Genomic DNA, 16,422 nt, shown 5'->3' on the forward strand with positions numbered 1-16,422 from the left:
GGGTCAATCTTAAAAGTCGGGATGTGTGCGAATAGGAGATGGGCAGGCAAAGCGTAACCTGTGGCGAGGGAGGCCCCGCGCCGTCTTCGACGCCGCGCTGTCGCGCAGCAAACAGGTTCATCGTAAAGTTTGAAGAACGCGCGCGGGGCAAAGGCCGTAACCAGCACTGGTGTGACAGCACCCGAGAGGGAGAGTGGCCTGCACGGTATCGGCGTGGAGTCGCTGACGGCATGGCGTAAGCCATGACCTCGTATAAGAGAGTGAATCCGTTCGCCACCGTGTACCCCGCGCGCGTTGTTCAATCCTGCGAGGAATTGTCATGGCGCGCAAGAACCAAAAGCGTTTTGAGATTATCCATCATCACTGTGCCGGCATTGATGTCGGCCTTCGCGAACACTGGGTCGCCGTGGATTCAGGGCGATGTGATTCACCTGTTCGTCAATTCTCCACCTTCACCGACGACTTGATTGCTTTGGCCGACTGGCTCCAGTCACTGAACATCAACGTGGTGGCCATGGAGGCGACGGGGGTCTACTGGATCCCCCTTTTCGAAGTGCTGGATGCACGCGGATTCGAGGTTTACCTCGTCAACTCGCGCGCCACCCGGCAGACCTCAGGTCGCAAGTCCGATGTGCTCGACTGCCAGTGGATTTGGCAGCTCATGACCCATGGTCTGCTCAGCGGTGCGTTTCGCCCTTCGGATGAAATCTGCTCAATGCGCTCTCTGGTCCGTCAGCGAGCCAATAAAGTCTGCGATCAAGCCAAGTCCATCAATCGCATGCAAAAAGCCTTGAGCCAGATGAACATCCAGCTGGCCCAAGTCATCAGCGATATCACCGGGGTGACGGGCCTGAAGATTTTGCGGGCTATTGTCGGCGGCGAGCGTAACCCTGAACAACTCGCAACGATGAAAGACGGGCGCATCAAGGCAGATCAGGCGACCATTGCCCGCAGTTTGCATGGCAACTGGCGAGCCGAGCACTTGCATGCTCTGAGTCAGGAATTGGCCTGCCATGACTTTCTGGAAACCCAGATCGCCGAGTGTGACCGGGCCATCGCCCAGGCACTTGAGCGACTACCTGTTCTTGAGCATGAACCAGTGGCACCCGGCAAGCCGCTGCGCAGCCCGCACCGCTCGACCGACCAACAGCAAGCGTTGCACCGGGCATTGAACAAGGTAATGGGTGTGGACCTGACGGCTATTCCCACCATCGGGATTGATACGGCGCTGGTATTAGCCAGTGAATTGGGGCCGGATTTGTCACGTTTTCCCACCTCTCAGCACTTTTGTTCCTGGCTGGGCGTGGCACCGCCTACGCGGATATCAGGAGGTAAACCGCTTCCAGGGAAAGCACCGAAAATCATTAATCGAGCAGCTCAAGCGCTTAAGCAAGCGGCTTCCAATGGGCGACAGGACAAGAGTTTCATCGGCGCCAGCCACCGCGCCCGCCTGACGCGGATGGACACCCGTTGCGCGATCAAAGCCACCGCACACCAATTGGCGCGGCTGATTTACGCCATGCTGACCAAGGGGCAGCCCTATGTTGAGAAGGGAATTGAAGAGTTTGAAGAAAAAAGCCGCAGCCGACAGCTGCGCGCTCTGGAGCGAAAAGCGCGCAAGCTAGGCATGCAACTGGTCAAAGCAGCATGATTTTTCAAGAGCAAAAACAATGGGTTATTTTTTGTTTGATAAGAGCTTGCTCCCGCTGGGTCGCGCAGCGGCCCCAAAAAAGAGGGACCGCTACGCAGTCCAGCGGGAGCAAGCTCCCTCGCCACAGGTTCTGTGTCGCTCGTGAAGCGTTTCGCGGACTTTGATTAACGGCGAGTCAGCGGCTGTTGGGTGAATTTCACGCCCGCCAGACCCTGCGCAATCAACGCACGAATGTTGCCGTGGTCGTTGCCTTCAGGCGTGGCCACGACCGAGCGGTAATGCTCGCCAAAGGCCAACAGCGCCTCTTCATCGGTCAGGCCTTCCAGCAGCGCCAGGCCCAGGGTCTTGCACGAACCTTCGTTCTGCCCGGCGGCGTTTTCCACGCCGCCGTTGTTGAAAGCCTGAGGCTGGTAGTCGTAACCGGTGGCGATGAACGCCAGGGTGTCGGCGAAAACATGCTCACCGCTCTTGAGGCTGGCGCGCAGGGTGTTCAAATCACTCATTGGGTTTTCCTTTGGCGAACGCCGCTTGTTGTTCGGCGTTGGCTTCTTGCTGGTATTGGGCTTTCCACTCGGCGTAAGGCATGCCGTAAACCACTTCGCGGGCGTCATCGAGGCTGACCTCGATCTGGCGTTCGTCGGCGGCGGCCTTGTACCACTTGGACAGGCAGTTGCGGCAGAAGCCCGAGAGGTTCATCAGGTCGATGTTCTGCACGTCCTTGCGGCTGTCCAGGTGGGCGACCAGCCGGCGAAAGGCGGCGGCTTCAAGTTCCAGGCGTTGTTGATCGGTCATGGGGGCCTCTGCGAAGCAGCTTCGAGCGGTAAGCTTCAAGCTGCAAGATGGGTTGCGATGGCTTGTAGCTTAACGCCTGAAGCTTGAAGCTTGAAGCTTAGCGGCTTGCAGCGAGCGTAATCGACACCGACTCGGCGAATCGCAGGGCGTGGGGTTTGTCGACTTCAACTTCGGCGTACAACACCGACGCGTTGGCCATGACCAGATCGAGGATCTCCTGGGTCAGGCGTTCGAGCAGGGCGAAGCGATTGCCTTCCACGTGGGCGATGATCGCCTTGGTGATGGTCCGGTAATTCAGCGCGTGATCGATGTCGTTGTCACGCACCGCTTCCTGAGCGGCATACAGGATGGTCAGGTTGATCAGTACATCCTGTTTGTTGAGGATTTCATCCTCGTTGATCCCGATGAAGGTCCGCAGGCACAGGTCCTTGACCCGGATGCGTGCCATTCCTGGTTGAAGTTGTGGCATTGCTACTTGCTCCGTCCAATCAATTGCAGGAACTCCTGGCGGGTGGTGCTCGACTCGCGGAAGGCGCCGAGCATCACCGAGGTGTTCATGGTCGAATTCTGTTTCTCGACGCCGCGCATCATCATGCACATGTGCCTGGCTTCGATGACCACCGCGACACCGGCCGCGTCAGTCACCTGTTGCACCGCATCGGCGATCTGTCGGGTGAGGTTTTCCTGTATCTGCAGGCGGCGGGCGAACATGTCCACCAGCCGCGCGATCTTCGACAGGCCCAGCACCTTGCCCGTCGGAATATAAGCCACATGGGCCTTGCCAATGAAGGGCAGCAGGTGATGTTCGCACAACGAATACAGTTCGATGTCGGCGACGATGATCATCTCGTCGGTGTCTGACGCAAACAGTGCGCCGTTGACGATCTCCTCGACACTCTGGTCGTAGCCGTGGCAGAGGTACTGCATGGCTTTGGCTGCGCGAACCGGGGTGTCTTGCAGTCCTTCGCGGTCGGGGTTTTCGCCGAGACCGATGAGAATTTCGCGATAGCTCTCGGACAGGGCGTTCTGGTGCAGGGATAACGTCATGGAACATCCTCGCGGGGGCTGCTTATTTGAGGTGCCGTCCGCCATTGACGGTCAGGGTCGTGCCAGTGACATAAGGGTTGTCGAGCAAATAACGCAGGCTCTGGTAGATCACTTCGCTGCCGGGTTCGATGCCCAGCGCGGACTTGGCCAGGGCCTTGGCGCGGTATGCCGCGTTGTCGTCGGGGTTGAACATTAGCAGGGCTGGCGCGATACCGTTGACCTTGATTGTCGGCGCGTATTTCGCGGCGAAGGACAGGGTGAGGCTGTCGAGCCCGGCTTTGCTGGCGCAGTAGCCAATGTGTTTGCTGCTGCCCTTGCGGGTCACGTCATCGCTGATGTGCACGATGTCGGCGGGGCTTGAGCGTTCGAGCAAGTCGGCACAGTGCAGGTTGATCAGGTAGGGCGCCAGCATGTGCACGCTGAACATGCGGGTAAAGGCCTCGGCGTCGGTGTCCGGGGTTTCGGCCAGCCATTCGGAAGCGTTGTGGACAATGGCTCGCAGGCTGTCGGTGTGGGTTTTCAGTTGGGTGATGAACGCGAGGATCCCCGCTTCAGTGGAGAAGTCGGCAAATACCGCGGTGGCGCCCAGGTCGCGCAATGTCTGCACGCCTGGGCGTTCGCTGCGGTAACTGAAGATCACCGGATGGCCGTCTTCGAGCAAACGTTGCGCACAGTGCAGGCCGACACGCTGGCCGGCACCGGTGATGAGGATCGGAGCTGCGGAAGAGGTCATGAACGGCTCGCGTCGCGGTAAGAGCAAAACTATACCAGCGCACAGCGGCATTCACCTATCGCGGGGCTCCCACAAGGAGGATCAGTGGTTTTGGGGAGTGGGCTTGGCGGGCAACGGGCGTGCTGGCGTGCTGTTCAACCAGCTGGCCAGCAGGCGGGTCGATAGCGGAATGAAGAAGTAGACCATCAACGGCGTCAGGCACAAGGTGCTGATGAGCACGCGGGGCAGCAGGCTCATGTCGTCGAGCAACGGCCCCAATACAAAGTTGAACAGCAGGGAAACCGGAAAGAATGCCAACCAGATTGCCACCGCCTGCTTCCAGCGGGGTGGGCGCTGGCCGACCGCGCCGAACCAGCCTTCAATGCCACTCACGCGATGTTCCGTCTTGTGCGCAAACAGATCGCTGCCGCGCGCCAGCCATGCGGTACGCGAAGCGGAATGCTCCCAGGCGTGCATGGTTTGCTCGTTGGCAAAGCGGAAAATAATCTGGAATTCGTTATCGCCGGGCGGCGGAGCGAGCACACCTGAGCCGAGATAACCGGGGAAGTCGGTGGCCAGTTGTTCGCCTTCGCGCAACCAGGCCATCAGGTCCTGATAACGCCCATCGGCGACGCGGCGCGCAACCATCAGCGTGACGGGTGAGGTAGACATGGTGAATCTCCGTATAACAGATGCGTCACTCCGGGTAAGAGTTTCGCCAGGCGCAGCGCCGGGGTGATGGGCTGCGTCTTGAGACAAGCAAGGATTATTCCTGATTCTGACGGATACGCCAGCGACATTCGTCGTTTATCAGTCTTGAACAAGCATGGGGTGGAAGAGTTAGAATGGGATCCAATTTTGCGCGCGGACTTCAATTGCCACATGCCTGTCCTGACTGAAGGTGTCCCAGATTTGCAGCGAGGAGCTGCACTGGAACAGGAAGAGCTGTTTCCCATCCGTGAAGTAGCGCGCCTGACGGGAATCAACCCCGTTACGTTGCGGGCATGGGAGCGACGATATGGCCTGATTCAGCCCACACGCACCGAAAGCGGGCATCGGCTGTACTCGATGGCGGATATCGAAAAGGTCCGCAGCATTCTCGGCTGGATTGATCGCGGCGTCGCGGTCAGCAAGGTCGGCAAGATACTGGCCAAGACCGAGCCGCTAAAAGCCCTGGCGAAAATCATTCCCGACGAACTCGTTCAGGCTGACTACGCCCAGTGGCAGCAGGAGGTTCAGGTGGCGGTGACGGCGTTTGACGAGGTTAAGCTGGAGCAAGTCTATGGACAGATTTTTTCCAGTTACCCCCTGACCGTGGTGTTCCAGGACATCCTGATGCCGATCTGGAAGCTGATGCTGCAGCGCCATCACGCGTTCGGTCAGACCAGCGAATGGCTGTTTCTGGATGGTTTCCTGCGTTCTCGTGTGTTGCAGCGCATGTTGCTGGTGCGCGTCATGCAGCCTCGACGCGTGATTGTCTGCGCCTTGGCCGATCAGGCTCATGAACTCGAAGTGCTGGTCACGGCGCTGTACCTGAGCAGTGTCGACTCGGCTATTCAACTGCTGTCGATCGGTCAGCCCTTCGACGAGTTGACCCTGGTTTGCGAGCGTATCAAGCCCACGGCACTGGTGCTGGTGTCCAACCACGCGCCGGCCCCCGAGTTGCCTCGACGTCTGAATCGACTGGCCTTGAGCCTGGATTGTCAGTTGCTGCTGGCTGGCGATGCGTCGGACCTGGCACAGGACAGCCTGGCCGGATCGTCGATCGGTTGTCTGGGAAATGAGGGGATGGTGATGCGTCAGCGTTTGAAACAGTTCCTGGCAGGAAACCTGGATACCTGAGATCAGATGTGCAGGGCGGGATGTGTCAGACGATGTTGCTGAAGGATGTACTGACGCAGACGTTCGGTCTCATCCTTGTCGCTCTGGCTTAATTCGTAAGCGTAGAAACCTTGCTCGGTTTCACGCTCGAAGGTGCCGCGCAATGCAATCCGCTCATAGCCTGACGGACTGAACCACAACGCGAAGTGTTTGGGCGGTTTGGTCTTGTTGCGAACTTCCAGCAAAACCCCTTTGAACGATATTTCATGCACCCACATCGTGCCGGGCTGGCCTTTGGCATTTTCCAGCGCCACCGGCTCTTCAAGCGTCAGGCGCCATGGTCGTACCATTGGCCCGTCTTCATAAATACTCGGCACGCCCAGACGCAAATGCAGCGCATGAAATTCGTCTTCCACCAGGTGCAGCGGAAAGGTCATTTGCTGGTTTTCGAAATTGGCCTGGATGGTGACTTGCTCATGGGCAGCCAGGCGCGTGAGCAAATCACGGATTTGAGATCCACCGTTGACGAGCAGACTCGACGTCGCATCCCGCACATTGAGCTGGGGGTTGTGTTGCATGGTCTGGATGAAATCCAGCTCATCCTGTGTCAGGAGTGCGTCGCGTTGCATGGCTTGCTCGAAAGGAATAGTTACAAAGTCATCGGTGATTGTAGTTAATGACCATTAATTCGCTGTTTTGTTTTTACCGTTCGTCGCTTTCAGCGCGGCAAGCTCTGCCTGCATCTCAGCCAATTGTGCTTCCAGTTGCGCAACTCGCTGCTGTGCCTTGACCTGCACCGTAACGTCTTTCTGCACGCCTATAAAATAAGTTTGCTCATCGCTCTCGTTCTTCACTGTAGAAAGGGACAGTTCATTCCAGAACGGGGTGCCGTCCTTTCGGTAGTTTCTCAGGATTTCCCGGCAGGAACCGCCAAGGGTCAACGCTTTGCGAATCGCGGTGAGGGCTTCTTTTTGATCCCGGTCACCGGCCTGCAGGAAACGGCAATCCTGGTAAAGAATTTCTTCGCTGGTGTAACCCGTCAGCCGCTCGAACGCCGGGTTTACGTAAATCAGGATGTTGTCCTGGTCACCTTCCTTTTCGGCAATCACTATGCCGTCGTTGGAGGCGTTGATTACCATTTGCAACAGTTGAGCGTTGATCATCGGAGAATCCTTTCCGTATTGATAGGGATTTGCATTCTAAAAGATCAAACGAGCCCGTGCTGTTAATATCTGTGTCTTTTACAGCTTCAGGATCGATTGATGAAAGTTGCCATCATTTCCGGCTCGGTGTACGGCACGGCAGAAGAAGTTGCCCGCCACGCCGCCTCTCTTTTAAACGGCGCGGGTTTCGAAACCTGGCACAACCCGCGCGCGACACTGGCCGATGTCCAGGCCTTCGGCCCGGAAGCATTTCTGGCGGTGACGTCGACCACCGGCATGGGTGAATTGCCGGATAACCTGCAACCCCTGTATTCGATGATCCGTGACCAATTACCTGCTGCCTGGCGCGGTTTGCCGGGAGCGGTGATCGGCTTGGGCGATGCAAGTTACGGCGATACGTTCTGCGGCGGCGGCGAGCAGATGTGTGAGTTGTTCGCCGAACTGGGCCTGCGTGAAGTGCTGCCGATGTTGCGTCTGGACGCCAGCGAAAGTGTGACTCCGGAAACCGATGCCGAGCCTTGGCTGGCCGAGTTGATCAGGGTGCTGCGGAGCTGACCGGCCGCTCGCGCAGCAGGGCAAGCCAGGCTTGTGCAGCCTTCGACAAGTACGCCCCCTGCCGCCAGATAAAGGCAATGTCCCAGCGTAACGAATCCGGGGCATTCAAGGTCAGGCGCACCACGCCTGGCCGCACCAGCCCACGCGCCACCACGCTGGGCAGCAGCACCACGCCTTGGCCGGCGGCCACCAGTGCGGCAAGAAAATCCGCCTGGCCGCTGCGCCCACCTTCCTTGGGTGTGAACCCCAGCTGATGACAAGCCTGCAGCAACCGGTCGTTGAGCACGAAGCTGCGCTGATACAGCAGAAACGGCGTATCGGCCAATTCCTCCAGTCCGATCACCGTCTTGGTCGCCAGCGGATGATCGGCGGGCAGCAGCGCATCCAGCGGCTCATCGCAGAAAGGCTGAAAGGCGAACTGCGGATCCTTCGGCAACAGACTGCCACCGAGTTCGAGCTCACCACTCAACACCGCCTGTTCGATGTTCAGGCTACCGCCCTCCAGTAACTGAATGCTGATGTTCGGGTAGCGCCGCCGGTACTCGGCAAACAGCCCGGCGAACAGCGCATCACTGCCCAACAGTGGCAGTCCCAGACGCAATTCCCCGCGAGCCAGTTGGCTCAAATCGTCCAGCTCGCTGAGCAACTCGTTGCGCAGCCGCAGCATGCCTTCGGCCCGTTGCAGCACCACGCTGCCGGCGGCGGTCAGGCGCAGCTGCGACCCCAAACGTTCGAGCAGCTGTGTGCCCAGGCTTTGTTCCAGCTGGGCGACTTGCTTGCTCACCGCCGATTGGCTGATGTGCAGAGTCTTGGCGGCTTGGGTAAAACCCCCTTGGTGCATCACTTCGACGAAGCTGCGTAGCTGCTTGAATTCCATGCGCCTGATTCCAGATTGGAATAGAGCCGAGTCTAACAATTCGTTTCGGGGATAGCAGCCCGCTCCGTAAAATGAGCATCTGTGAGGACCGAAACCATGAATTCATCCATCTTCAAACGCCTGGCTCGATTGACCGCTGAACTGGCCGTGCTGCTCGGCATCTACCTGCTCGGCTGCGAAATTGCCGCGGGGTTGGCTTGGCCGATCCCGGGTGGCGTCATCGGCATGGCGCTGTTGCTGCTGGCTTTCGCGGTTGGCGGGATCAAACCGGCGGCGTTGCAAATGGGGGCCGGCCTGTTGATGGCCGAGATGCTGCTGTTTTTTATTCCTGCGCTGATGAGCCTGCTCGATTACGGCAGCCTGATGCGCGACGACGGTTGGCGGATTCTGCTGGTGATCGGCGTGAGTACGCTGATGGTGATGCTGGTCACCGCGTTTACCGTGGAAGGGGTGGTGCGGTTGCGGAGGTCCCATGAAGCTTGAGCTGATGCCGATGTTCTGGCTGGCCTTCACGCTGTCGGCCTATTTATTCAGTCGCTGGATCTACCGGCGCACCGGGCGTTATCTGCTGTCGCCGCTGATTCTGGTTCCGGCGCTGCTGCTGGCCCTCGCTGTGCCGCTGCATACCGCGTACTCGGAGTATTCGAGCAACACCCATTGGCTGATGTGGGTGCTGGGGCCGGTGACCGTCGCGTTCGCCGTGCCGATCTGGCAACAGCGGCAGATGCTGATGCGGTATTGGTCGGCGTTGTTGCTCGGAATGCTGGCGGGCAGTGCGGCGTCCATCGGCACCTCGTTCGGTCTGGCCAAGGCGCTGGCGCTGGACAGTTCGGTGACGATGTCGCTGGTGCCACGCTCCATCACCACGCCGTTTGCCATGCCGCTGGCTCACGACCTCGGTGGCGTGCCGGAACTGACGGCGGTGTTCGTGATGTTCACTGGCGTGTTCGGGGCGATGCTCGGCGGCATTCTGCTGAAGTGGCTGCCGTTGCGCAGCGCCCTTGCGCGCGGTGCGTTGTTTGGCGTCGGCGCGCACGGTGCCGGTGTCAGTCGGGCCCATGAAGTGGGCGGTGAGGAAGGCTCGGTCGCGGGGCTGGTCATGGTGCTGACAGGGCTTTTGAACCTGTTTGCCGCCCCCTTGTTGGCGGCGGTCCTTTGACATGGATCCAGTCTTTTTCCTGAACTGACTCGTTAGGCCACCAAGCTGGCTGCCAATGCAACTACGCGAAATCCGGGGGCGACTAGACTGCGGTAACGACAGTAAAACTATAAGAACAGGAGGTCCTTGCCGTGAAAGTTGCTCCCGTCCAATCCCCCCAGAGTGTCAAAGACCAGGTCAGTGCCGCCGAGTGGCAGACCCGCGTCGACCTGGCGGCCTGTTATCGTCTGGTTGCCTCGCATGGTTGGGACGATCTGATCTTTACGCATATCTCGGCCAAGGTGCCGGGCACCGAAGATTTCCTGATCAACCCGTTCGGGCTGATGTTTCACGAGATCACTGCGTCGAGCCTGGTCAAGGTCGATCAGGCCGGCAACAAGCTGATGGACAGCCCTTATGAAATCAACCCGGCGGGTTACACCATTCACAGCGCCGTGCATGAAGTGCGTCACGATGTGGTGTGCGTGTTGCACACTCACACCGCTGCGGGTGTGGCGGTGTCGGCACAGAAGCAGGGCATTCTGCCGATCAGTCAGCAGTCATTGTTTGTGCTGTCCAGCCTTGCGTATCACGCCTACGAAGGCGTTGCCCTGAACCATGAAGAGAAGGCGCGCCTGCAAGCCGACCTGGGTGAAAACAATTTCCTGATGCTGCACAACCACGGCCTGCTGACCTGTGGCAGCACCATCGCCGACACGTTCCTGATGATGTTCACCTTTCAGCGCGCCTGCGATATCCAGGTGCTGGCGCAGAATGGTGGCGCCGAGCTGATTGCTATCGAGCCGCAGATTCTGGCGGGCGCCAAGGCGATGATTGCCGGCGTGACCAAAAGTGCTCAAGGGATGGGCGGCGCGTTGGCCTGGCCGGCGTTGCTGCGCAAACTCGATCAACTAGACCCGGGTTATAAATTCTAATGGCACTTGCCGAGATCCCCCTGTGTGTCTGGCGAAAGCGCGGCCAGACGTTCGTATTCCGTGGCCAGACCATCCATTACTGGACGGCGGGGCAGGGTGAGCCGTTGCTGCTCATCCATGGTTTCCCGACTGCCAGTTGGGACTGGCATTACTTGTGGCAACCGCTGGCGCAGCGCTATCGGGTAATTGCCTGCGACATGCTCGGCTTCGGCGACTCGGCCAAACCGGTCAACCATGAATACAGCCTGTTGGAGCAGGCCGATCTGCAACAGGCGTTGCTCGCGCACCTGAACGTCGAACAGCCGGTGCATGTGTTGGCCCACGATTATGGCGACAGCGTGGCTCAGGAGCTGTTGGCCCGGCATTACGAGACGCGCGTCGATATCGCCAGTTGTGTTTTCCTCAACGGCGGCCTGTTTCCTGAAACCCATCGCCCGGTGTTGATGCAAAAACTGTTGCTCAGCCCCTTGGGCTGGATGATCGGGAGAGCTTTTACCCGCGACGGACTGGTGAAAAGTTTCCGGCAGATATTTGGTCCGCACACTCGACCCACCGAAAGCGAGATGGACGATTTCTGGGGCCTGATCGACAGCAATCACGGCCCGCGAATCATGCATAAGCTCATCGCTTATATTCCTGAGCGGCGTGTTCAGCGCGAGCGTTGGGTCAGCGCCATGCAGCGTGGCGAGGTTCCGCTGCGGGTCATCGATGGTGAAGTCGATCCGATTTCCGGTGCGCACATGGTCAAGCGCTATCGGGAACTGGTCCCCAACCCGGACACGGTGCTGCTGCCTGATATTGGCCATTACCCGCAGACTGAAGCGCCGGCGCAGGTGCTCAAGCATTATCAGGCGTTTCGGGATCGGCTGGTTTCTCCGCCGCGCAGGGCGGCCTGTTCCTGACTATCCCCCAGCCTTATCAAGCACTATTCAGCTTTACCTGTGTTTATTGTGACCAGCAGCGTGGTGCATGACACTCGGACGTATTGTCCCTGGTCTGCTGGAGTTCCCCCCATGAATGAGTCTGTGCGCTTCGAAGATAAAGTTGTGATCGTCACGGGGGCCGGCGGCGGCCTGGGCCGGGCTCACGCGCTGCTGTTCGCCAAACAGGGCGCCAAAGTGCTGGTCAATGATCTCGGCGGCTCGGCGCAAGGGGAAGGCGCCAACGCCTCGGCAGCCGACCGCGTAGTGGCGGAAATTCGTGAGGCGGGCGGCATCGCCGAAGCCAACCACGACTCCGTTACCGATGGCGACAAAATCGTCCAGCATGCCCTCGACGCCTTCGGCCGCATTGATGTCGTGGTCAATAACGCCGGGATCCTGCGCGACAAGACCTTCCACAAAATGGACGACGCCGACTGGGACCTGGTTTACCGCGTTCACGTCGAAGGCGCCTACAAAGTCACCCGCGCCGCCTGGCCGCACATGCGCGAGCAAAACTACGGCCGCGTGATCTTCACCGCATCCACCTCGGGCATCTACGGCAATTTCGGTCAGTCCAACTACGGCATGGCCAAGCTTGGCCTCTACGGCCTGACCCGCACACTCGCCATCGAAGGTCGCAAGAACAACATCCTGGTCAATGCCATCGCACCGACGGGTGGCACCCGCATGACCGAAGGCCTGATTCCGCCGCAAGTGTTCGAGCAACTCAAGCCGGAACTGGTGAGCCCGTTGGTGGTGTACCTGGCCAGTGAAAACTGCCAGGAAACGTCCGGGTTGTTCGAAGTCGGTGGCGGCTGGATGGGCAAGGTGCGCTGGGAACGCAGCCTGGGCGCCGGATTTGATCCGCGGGTGGGCTTCTCGCCGGAGGATGTGGCGGCGCAGTGGGAGCAGATTTGTGATTTCGAAGGGGCGGCGCATCCGAAGGACAATATTGAGGCGCTGAAGGAGATGATGGGGAATTTGCAGAGGTATTCGATTTGACGTTGATGTATTGCGCGGGGCTTGCCTGAGTCCTGCCAAGTCCCCCGATTTTCCCCTCGTCACAAAACCCTCGCCCATAAAAAAGGCCGCTGCAAACGCAGCGGCCAAAGCAAGACGTTGGATCAAGGAGCTACAAATCAACGTCAGTGAACACAGGGCGATCAATCGAAAAAGCGTCGATTCATCTGGATTCTGTCGCCAATGGCGTGGACTGAACACGCGCCATCGTTTCCTGCTTTCTGGCGGTTTGCCGTGAAAGCCCGGCAAGAATAAGCCGTTGAGCTGAAAGGAAAAACAGCGATTCACGACATGCACTGTTGCAGTCTGAGCAATAGTCCGACGCGCCACGTCCCCTGTAGCAGCTGCTGCCATGCATTCTGCTGATAGTCCCCCATCCAGCCCATCCATACCCGACGCAAACCCCCGTCCCATCCGGCTATTCATCCTTTAGAGGTACACCACGAATACCTCCTTGGTGCGCTTATCGCTCCCAACGTGCGGCAGTAGGGTGGGGCCTTCTGTCACTCACCGGGGAAGACGCATGACAAAAACAACAATGCGCGCCATCTTCACACCGCAAGCGCTGGCCGCTGCGGTTGCCTTGGGCTGCTGTGCCCAGGCGCAGGCTGTTGCGTTCAACATTGGCGAAATCGAGGGTACGTTCGACTCCTCGCTGTCCGTCGGCGCGAGTTGGGGCATGCGCGATGCCGATAGATCTTTGGTGGGCACCGTCAACGGCGGGACCGGTCAGTCTTCGACCGGTGATGACGGCCGGCTGAACTTCAAGAAAGGCGAAACCTTCTCCAAGATCTTCAAGGGCCTGCACGACCTCGAATTGAAATACGGTGACACCGGCGTCTTCGTCCGTGGCAAGTACTGGTACGACTTCGAGCTGAAGGACGAAGACCGCGAGTTCAAGCCGATCAGCGACAGTGGCCGCAAGGAAGGCGCCAAGTCCTCCGGTGCGCAGATTCTCGATGCCTTCGTTTATCACAACTATTCCATCGCCGATCTGCCGGGCACCGTGCGCGCCGGCAAGCAGGTGGTGAGTTGGGGTGAAAGTACCTTCATCGGTAACTCGATCAACAGCATCAACCCGATCGACGTCTCAGCGTTCCGTCGGCCGGGCGCCGAGATCAAGGAAGGGCTGATTCCGGTGAACATGCTGTTCGCCTCCCAGGGCCTGACTGATCAGCTCTCGGTGGAAGGTTTCTATCAACTGGAGTGGGACCAGACCGTCGTCGACAACTGCGGCACCTTCTTCGGCAACGACGTGGTGGCGGATGGTTGCAACAACAATTACACCGTCGGCAGTCCGGCGATTGCACCCTTGGCGCCCTTGGCATCGGCTTTCGGTCAGCCACTCCAGGTGACCCGCGAGGGCGTGGTCGTTCCCCGGGGTGGCGACCGTGATGCGCGGGATTCCGGGCAGTGGGGCACAGCATTGCGCTGGCTCGGTGACGACACCGAGTACGGCCTGTATTTCATGAACTACCACAGCCGCACGCCGACGGTCGGCACCACCACGGCCGGCCTGTCGACACTGGCCAGCCTGCCGGGGATGGTGAGTGTGGCCAACCGTCTGGCGCCGGGCAGCGGTGCGGGGCTGGCGCAAAGCGTGATGCTGGGGCGCGGTCAGTACTACCTCGAATACCCGGAAGACATTCGCCTTTACGGCGCGAGCTTCTCCACTACCTTGCCGACCGGCACCGCGTGGAGCGGCGAGATCAGCTATCGGCCGAATGCACCCGTGCAGGTCAGCACCAACGACCTGACCCTGGCCTTGCTCAACCCGATTGCCGGTGGCGCTGCATCACCGATCGCCACCACCCCGGGCGCTGACAATAAAGGCTATCGCCGCAAGGAAATCACGCAGATCCAGAGCACCCTCACGCAATTCTACGATCAAGTGTGGGGTGCCCAGCGCTTGACCCTGGTCGGCGAAGCGGCGGTGGTTCACGTCGGTGGCCTGGAGTCGCGCAGCAACCTGCGTTACGGCCGCGACTCGGTGTACGGCCAGTATGGTTTCGGCGGCGATACCGACGGTTTCGTCACCTCGACCTCCTGGGGCTACCGTGCCCGGGCGATCCTCGATTACGCCAACGTGATCGGCGGGATCAACCTCAAGCCCAACCTGTCCTGGTCCCATGACGTCGCGGGTTATGGCCCCAACGGGCTGTTCAACGAAGGCGCCAAGGCCGTCAGCGTCGGTGTCGATGCCGACTACCGCAACACCTATACCGCGAGCCTGAGTTACACCGATTTCTTCGGTGGTGACTACAACACCCTGGAAGACCGCGATTTCCTGGCACTGAGCTTCGGCGTGAACTTCTGATCTGGCTGAGAAGGATGAATTTGATGCGCAAGATGATTCTGCAATGCGGCGCCCTGGCCTTGAGCCTGCTGGCGGCCAACGTGATGGCGGCGGTGTCGCCGGACGAAGCGAACAAGCTCGGTACCTCCCTCACGCCGCTCGGCGCCGAGAAGGCCGGTAACGCCGACGGTTCGATCCCGGCATGGACCGGTGGCATCCCGAAAAACGCCGGTGCGGTGGACAGCAAAGGCTTCCTGGCTGACCCGTTCGCCAGCGAAAAACCGCTGTTCGTGATCACCCCCGCCAACGTCGACAAGTACAAGGACAAACTCTCGGAAGGCCAGGTGGCGATGTTCAAGCGCTACCCGGAAACGTACAAGATCCCGGTCTACCCGAGTCACCGCACCGTGGCCGTGCCACCGGAAATCTACGAGTCGGCCAAGCGCAGCGCGCTGAACGTGAACAGCATCAACGACGGTAACGGCCTGGCCAACTTCACTGGCAACCGCTACTACGCGTTCCCGATTCCGAAGAACGGCGTGGAAGTGTTGTGGAACCACATCACCCGATATCACGGCGGTAACCTGCGCCGCATCATTACCCAGGTGACGCCGCAGACCAACGGCAGCTACACGCCGATCCGCTTTGAGGAAGAGATCGCCGTTCCGCAATTGATGAAGGACCTGGACCCGGAAAAAGCCGCCAACGTGCTGACCTTTTTCAAGCAGTCGGTAACGGCACCGGCGCGTCTGGCGGGGAACGTGCTGCTGGTGCACGAAACCCTCGATCAGGTGAAAGAACCACGCCTGGCATGGGTCTACAACGCCGGCCAACGTCGCGTGCGCCGCGCCCCGCAAGTCGCCTACGACGGGCCGGGCACTGCCGCTGACGGCCTGCGCACATCCGACAACTTCGACATGTTCTCCGGCGCGCCGGATCGCTACGACTGGAAACTGGTCGGCAAGAAGGAAATGTACATCCCCTACAACAGCTACAAACTCGACTCGCCAAGTCTCAAGTACGACGACATCATCAAGGCCGGTCACATCAACCAGGACCTGACCCGCTATGAGCTGCACCGGGTCTGGGAAGTGATCGGCACGGTCAAGCCGAACGAGCGGCACATTTACGCCAAACGCCACATGTACATCGACGAAGACAGCTGGCAAGTGGCGCTGGTGGATCACTACGACGGTCGCGGTCAACTGTGGCGAGTGGCCGAGGGGCACGCCCAGTATTACTACGATCACCAGACCCAGGCGTACACACTGGAAGCGCTCTACGACATCATTGCCGGTCGATACATTGCGCTGGGGATGAAGAACGAAGAGAAGCACAGCTTTGAATTCGGCTTCGAAGCCAAGGCGGCGGACTACACGCCATCGGCGTTGCGTGCCGAGGGCGTCCGGTAAGGGCGTTGATACATTCGCAGTGCAGAAGGCGACCGGTGGGTCGCCTTTTTTATGGCTGCCAATCAGCGTTCTGAATACTT

At 59.4% G+C, this 16,422-nt stretch carries 19 protein-coding genes; 10 read left to right on the forward strand and 9 right to left on the reverse strand.

Going from position 1 to position 16,422, the window contains the following annotated elements; translation table 11 throughout:
• Window positions 1-319 precede the first annotated feature (319 nt).
• Window positions 320-1,651 (forward strand): IS110 family transposase, encoded by a 1,332-nt coding sequence (locus RHP74_RS04990; protein ID WP_304875483.1) that lies wholly within the window; start codon window positions 320-322, stop codon window positions 1,649-1,651.
• Window positions 1,652-1,815: 164 nt separating this feature from the next.
• Here the strand turns inward: RHP74_RS04990 and RHP74_RS04995 are convergent, their stop codons facing one another.
• The 6 genes from RHP74_RS04995 to RHP74_RS05020 all read right to left on the reverse strand — a co-directional run bounded on the left by RHP74_RS04995 (window position 1,816) and on the right by RHP74_RS05020 (window position 4,874).
• Window positions 1,816-2,154, reverse strand: a complete 339-nt coding sequence (locus RHP74_RS04995; RefSeq protein WP_077750181.1) for a HopJ type III effector protein — start codon at window positions 2,152-2,154, stop codon at window positions 1,816-1,818.
• Window positions 2,147-2,443, reverse strand: coding sequence for a DUF1244 domain-containing protein (locus tag RHP74_RS05000; protein WP_008150700.1), 297 nt, complete (start codon window positions 2,441-2,443; stop codon window positions 2,147-2,149). The genes RHP74_RS04995 and RHP74_RS05000 overlap by 8 nt, the downstream gene beginning before the upstream one ends.
• A gap of 97 nt (window positions 2,444-2,540) precedes the next feature.
• Complete coding sequence (folX, locus tag RHP74_RS05005) at window positions 2,541-2,912, reverse strand: dihydroneopterin triphosphate 2'-epimerase (protein ID WP_007970304.1); 372 nt, start codon at window positions 2,910-2,912, stop codon at window positions 2,541-2,543.
• Between the two features lie 2 nt (window positions 2,913-2,914).
• Entirely contained in the window at window positions 2,915-3,490 is a 576-nt protein-coding gene (gene folE, locus RHP74_RS05010) for a GTP cyclohydrolase I FolE (protein ID WP_010463237.1), read from the reverse strand.
• A gap of 22 nt (window positions 3,491-3,512) precedes the next feature.
• On the reverse strand, window positions 3,513-4,223 hold the full coding sequence (folM, locus tag RHP74_RS05015; RefSeq protein ID WP_010463235.1) for a dihydromonapterin reductase: 711 nt from the start codon (window positions 4,221-4,223) through the stop codon (window positions 3,513-3,515).
• 81 nt (window positions 4,224-4,304) lie between these two features.
• On the reverse strand, window positions 4,305-4,874 hold the full coding sequence (locus RHP74_RS05020; protein ID WP_010463233.1) for an antibiotic biosynthesis monooxygenase: 570 nt from the start codon (window positions 4,872-4,874) through the stop codon (window positions 4,305-4,307).
• Window positions 4,875-5,084: 210 nt separating this feature from the next.
• Here RHP74_RS05020 and RHP74_RS05025 point away from each other — a divergent pair, with 210 nt between their 5' ends.
• Window positions 5,085-6,044, forward strand: a complete 960-nt coding sequence (locus RHP74_RS05025) for a MerR family transcriptional regulator (RefSeq protein ID WP_102594611.1) — start codon at window positions 5,085-5,087, stop codon at window positions 6,042-6,044.
• A 2-nt stretch (window positions 6,045-6,046) separates the two neighbouring features.
• Here the strand turns inward: RHP74_RS05025 and RHP74_RS05030 are convergent, their stop codons facing one another.
• Window positions 6,047-6,652 (reverse strand): hypothetical protein, encoded by a 606-nt coding sequence (locus RHP74_RS05030; protein WP_010463228.1) that lies wholly within the window; start codon window positions 6,650-6,652, stop codon window positions 6,047-6,049.
• Between the two features lie 54 nt (window positions 6,653-6,706).
• Window positions 6,707-7,186: a PAS domain-containing protein gene (locus RHP74_RS05035; RefSeq protein WP_154503143.1), complete on the reverse strand. Its 480-nt coding sequence runs from the start codon at window positions 7,184-7,186 to the stop codon at window positions 6,707-6,709.
• 99 nt (window positions 7,187-7,285) lie between these two features.
• Between RHP74_RS05035 and RHP74_RS05040 the strand changes: the two genes are divergently transcribed.
• Entirely contained in the window at window positions 7,286-7,741 is a 456-nt protein-coding gene (locus RHP74_RS05040) for a flavodoxin (RefSeq protein ID WP_311098132.1), read from the forward strand.
• On the opposite strand, the gene RHP74_RS05045 is transcribed toward RHP74_RS05040, so the two are convergent.
• Window positions 7,722-8,618, reverse strand: coding sequence for a LysR family transcriptional regulator (locus tag RHP74_RS05045; RefSeq protein WP_311098134.1), 897 nt, complete (start codon window positions 8,616-8,618; stop codon window positions 7,722-7,724). The two genes, RHP74_RS05040 and RHP74_RS05045, sit on opposite strands and share 20 nt — an antisense overlap.
• A 96-nt stretch (window positions 8,619-8,714) precedes the next feature.
• Here RHP74_RS05045 and RHP74_RS05050 point away from each other — a divergent pair, with 96 nt between their 5' ends.
• The 7 genes from RHP74_RS05050 (at window position 8,715) to RHP74_RS05080 (ending at window position 16,342) form a co-directional block, all read left to right on the forward strand.
• Window positions 8,715-9,101 (forward strand): CidA/LrgA family protein, encoded by a 387-nt coding sequence (locus tag RHP74_RS05050; protein WP_010463220.1) that lies wholly within the window; start codon window positions 8,715-8,717, stop codon window positions 9,099-9,101.
• Window positions 9,091-9,777: an LrgB family protein gene (locus tag RHP74_RS05055; RefSeq protein WP_010463218.1), complete on the forward strand. Its 687-nt coding sequence runs from the start codon at window positions 9,091-9,093 to the stop codon at window positions 9,775-9,777. Before RHP74_RS05050 ends, RHP74_RS05055 begins: the two co-directional genes overlap by 11 nt.
• Before the next feature lie 131 nt (window positions 9,778-9,908).
• Entirely contained in the window at window positions 9,909-10,691 is a 783-nt protein-coding gene (locus RHP74_RS05060; RefSeq protein WP_010463216.1) for a class II aldolase/adducin family protein, read from the forward strand.
• Window positions 10,691-11,593 (forward strand): alpha/beta fold hydrolase, encoded by a 903-nt coding sequence (locus tag RHP74_RS05065; protein ID WP_154503155.1) that lies wholly within the window; start codon window positions 10,691-10,693, stop codon window positions 11,591-11,593. Before RHP74_RS05060 ends, RHP74_RS05065 begins: the two co-directional genes overlap by 1 nt.
• A 111-nt stretch (window positions 11,594-11,704) precedes the next feature.
• A complete protein-coding gene (locus tag RHP74_RS05070; RefSeq protein WP_010463212.1) occupies window positions 11,705-12,616 on the forward strand; it encodes an SDR family oxidoreductase in 912 nt (303 codons plus the stop codon).
• A 541-nt stretch (window positions 12,617-13,157) separates the two neighbouring features.
• Window positions 13,158-14,951 (forward strand): DUF1302 domain-containing protein, encoded by a 1,794-nt coding sequence (locus RHP74_RS05075; protein WP_042932362.1) that lies wholly within the window; start codon window positions 13,158-13,160, stop codon window positions 14,949-14,951.
• 23 nt (window positions 14,952-14,974) lie between these two features.
• Window positions 14,975-16,342, forward strand: a complete 1,368-nt coding sequence (locus RHP74_RS05080; RefSeq protein ID WP_311098138.1) for a DUF1329 domain-containing protein — start codon at window positions 14,975-14,977, stop codon at window positions 16,340-16,342.
• The last annotated feature ends 80 nt before the right edge of the window (window positions 16,343-16,422 follow it).

Origin of the sequence: Pseudomonas sp. SG20052 (assembly GCF_031766055.1) — a bacterium.
GTDB lineage: Bacteria > Pseudomonadota > Gammaproteobacteria > Pseudomonadales > Pseudomonadaceae > Aquipseudomonas > Aquipseudomonas mandelii.

What these genes read in the sequence shown, in the direction of transcription:
- RHP74_RS04990 (WP_304875483.1), top strand. Translation starts at nt 320, where the DNA reads ATGGCGCGCAAGAACCAAAAGCGTTTTGAGATTATCCATCATCACTGT.
- RHP74_RS04995 (WP_077750181.1), bottom strand. Translation starts at nt 2,154, where the DNA reads ATGAGTGATTTGAACACCCTGCGCGCCAGCCTCAAGAGCGGTGAGCAT.
- RHP74_RS05000 (WP_008150700.1), bottom strand. Translation starts at nt 2,443, where the DNA reads ATGACCGATCAACAACGCCTGGAACTTGAAGCCGCCGCCTTTCGCCGG.
- folX (WP_007970304.1), bottom strand. Translation starts at nt 2,912, where the DNA reads ATGCCACAACTTCAACCAGGAATGGCACGCATCCGGGTCAAGGACCTG.
- folE (WP_010463237.1), bottom strand. Translation starts at nt 3,490, where the DNA reads ATGACGTTATCCCTGCACCAGAACGCCCTGTCCGAGAGCTATCGCGAA.
- folM (WP_010463235.1), bottom strand. Translation starts at nt 4,223, where the DNA reads ATGACCTCTTCCGCAGCTCCGATCCTCATCACCGGTGCCGGCCAGCGT.
- RHP74_RS05020 (WP_010463233.1), bottom strand. Translation starts at nt 4,874, where the DNA reads ATGTCTACCTCACCCGTCACGCTGATGGTTGCGCGCCGCGTCGCCGAT.
- RHP74_RS05025 (WP_102594611.1), top strand. Translation starts at nt 5,085, where the DNA reads ATGCCTGTCCTGACTGAAGGTGTCCCAGATTTGCAGCGAGGAGCTGCA.
- RHP74_RS05030 (WP_010463228.1), bottom strand. Translation starts at nt 6,652, where the DNA reads ATGCAACGCGACGCACTCCTGACACAGGATGAGCTGGATTTCATCCAG.
- RHP74_RS05035 (WP_154503143.1), bottom strand. Translation starts at nt 7,186, where the DNA reads ATGATCAACGCTCAACTGTTGCAAATGGTAATCAACGCCTCCAACGAC.
- RHP74_RS05040 (WP_311098132.1), top strand. Translation starts at nt 7,286, where the DNA reads ATGAAAGTTGCCATCATTTCCGGCTCGGTGTACGGCACGGCAGAAGAA.
- RHP74_RS05045 (WP_311098134.1), bottom strand. Translation starts at nt 8,618, where the DNA reads ATGGAATTCAAGCAGCTACGCAGCTTCGTCGAAGTGATGCACCAAGGG.
- RHP74_RS05050 (WP_010463220.1), top strand. Translation starts at nt 8,715, where the DNA reads ATGAATTCATCCATCTTCAAACGCCTGGCTCGATTGACCGCTGAACTG.
- RHP74_RS05055 (WP_010463218.1), top strand. Translation starts at nt 9,091, where the DNA reads ATGAAGCTTGAGCTGATGCCGATGTTCTGGCTGGCCTTCACGCTGTCG.
- RHP74_RS05065 (WP_154503155.1), top strand. Translation starts at nt 10,691, where the DNA reads ATGGCACTTGCCGAGATCCCCCTGTGTGTCTGGCGAAAGCGCGGCCAG.
- RHP74_RS05070 (WP_010463212.1), top strand. Translation starts at nt 11,705, where the DNA reads ATGAATGAGTCTGTGCGCTTCGAAGATAAAGTTGTGATCGTCACGGGG.
- RHP74_RS05075 (WP_042932362.1), top strand. Translation starts at nt 13,158, where the DNA reads ATGACAAAAACAACAATGCGCGCCATCTTCACACCGCAAGCGCTGGCC.
- RHP74_RS05080 (WP_311098138.1), top strand. Translation starts at nt 14,975, where the DNA reads ATGCGCAAGATGATTCTGCAATGCGGCGCCCTGGCCTTGAGCCTGCTG.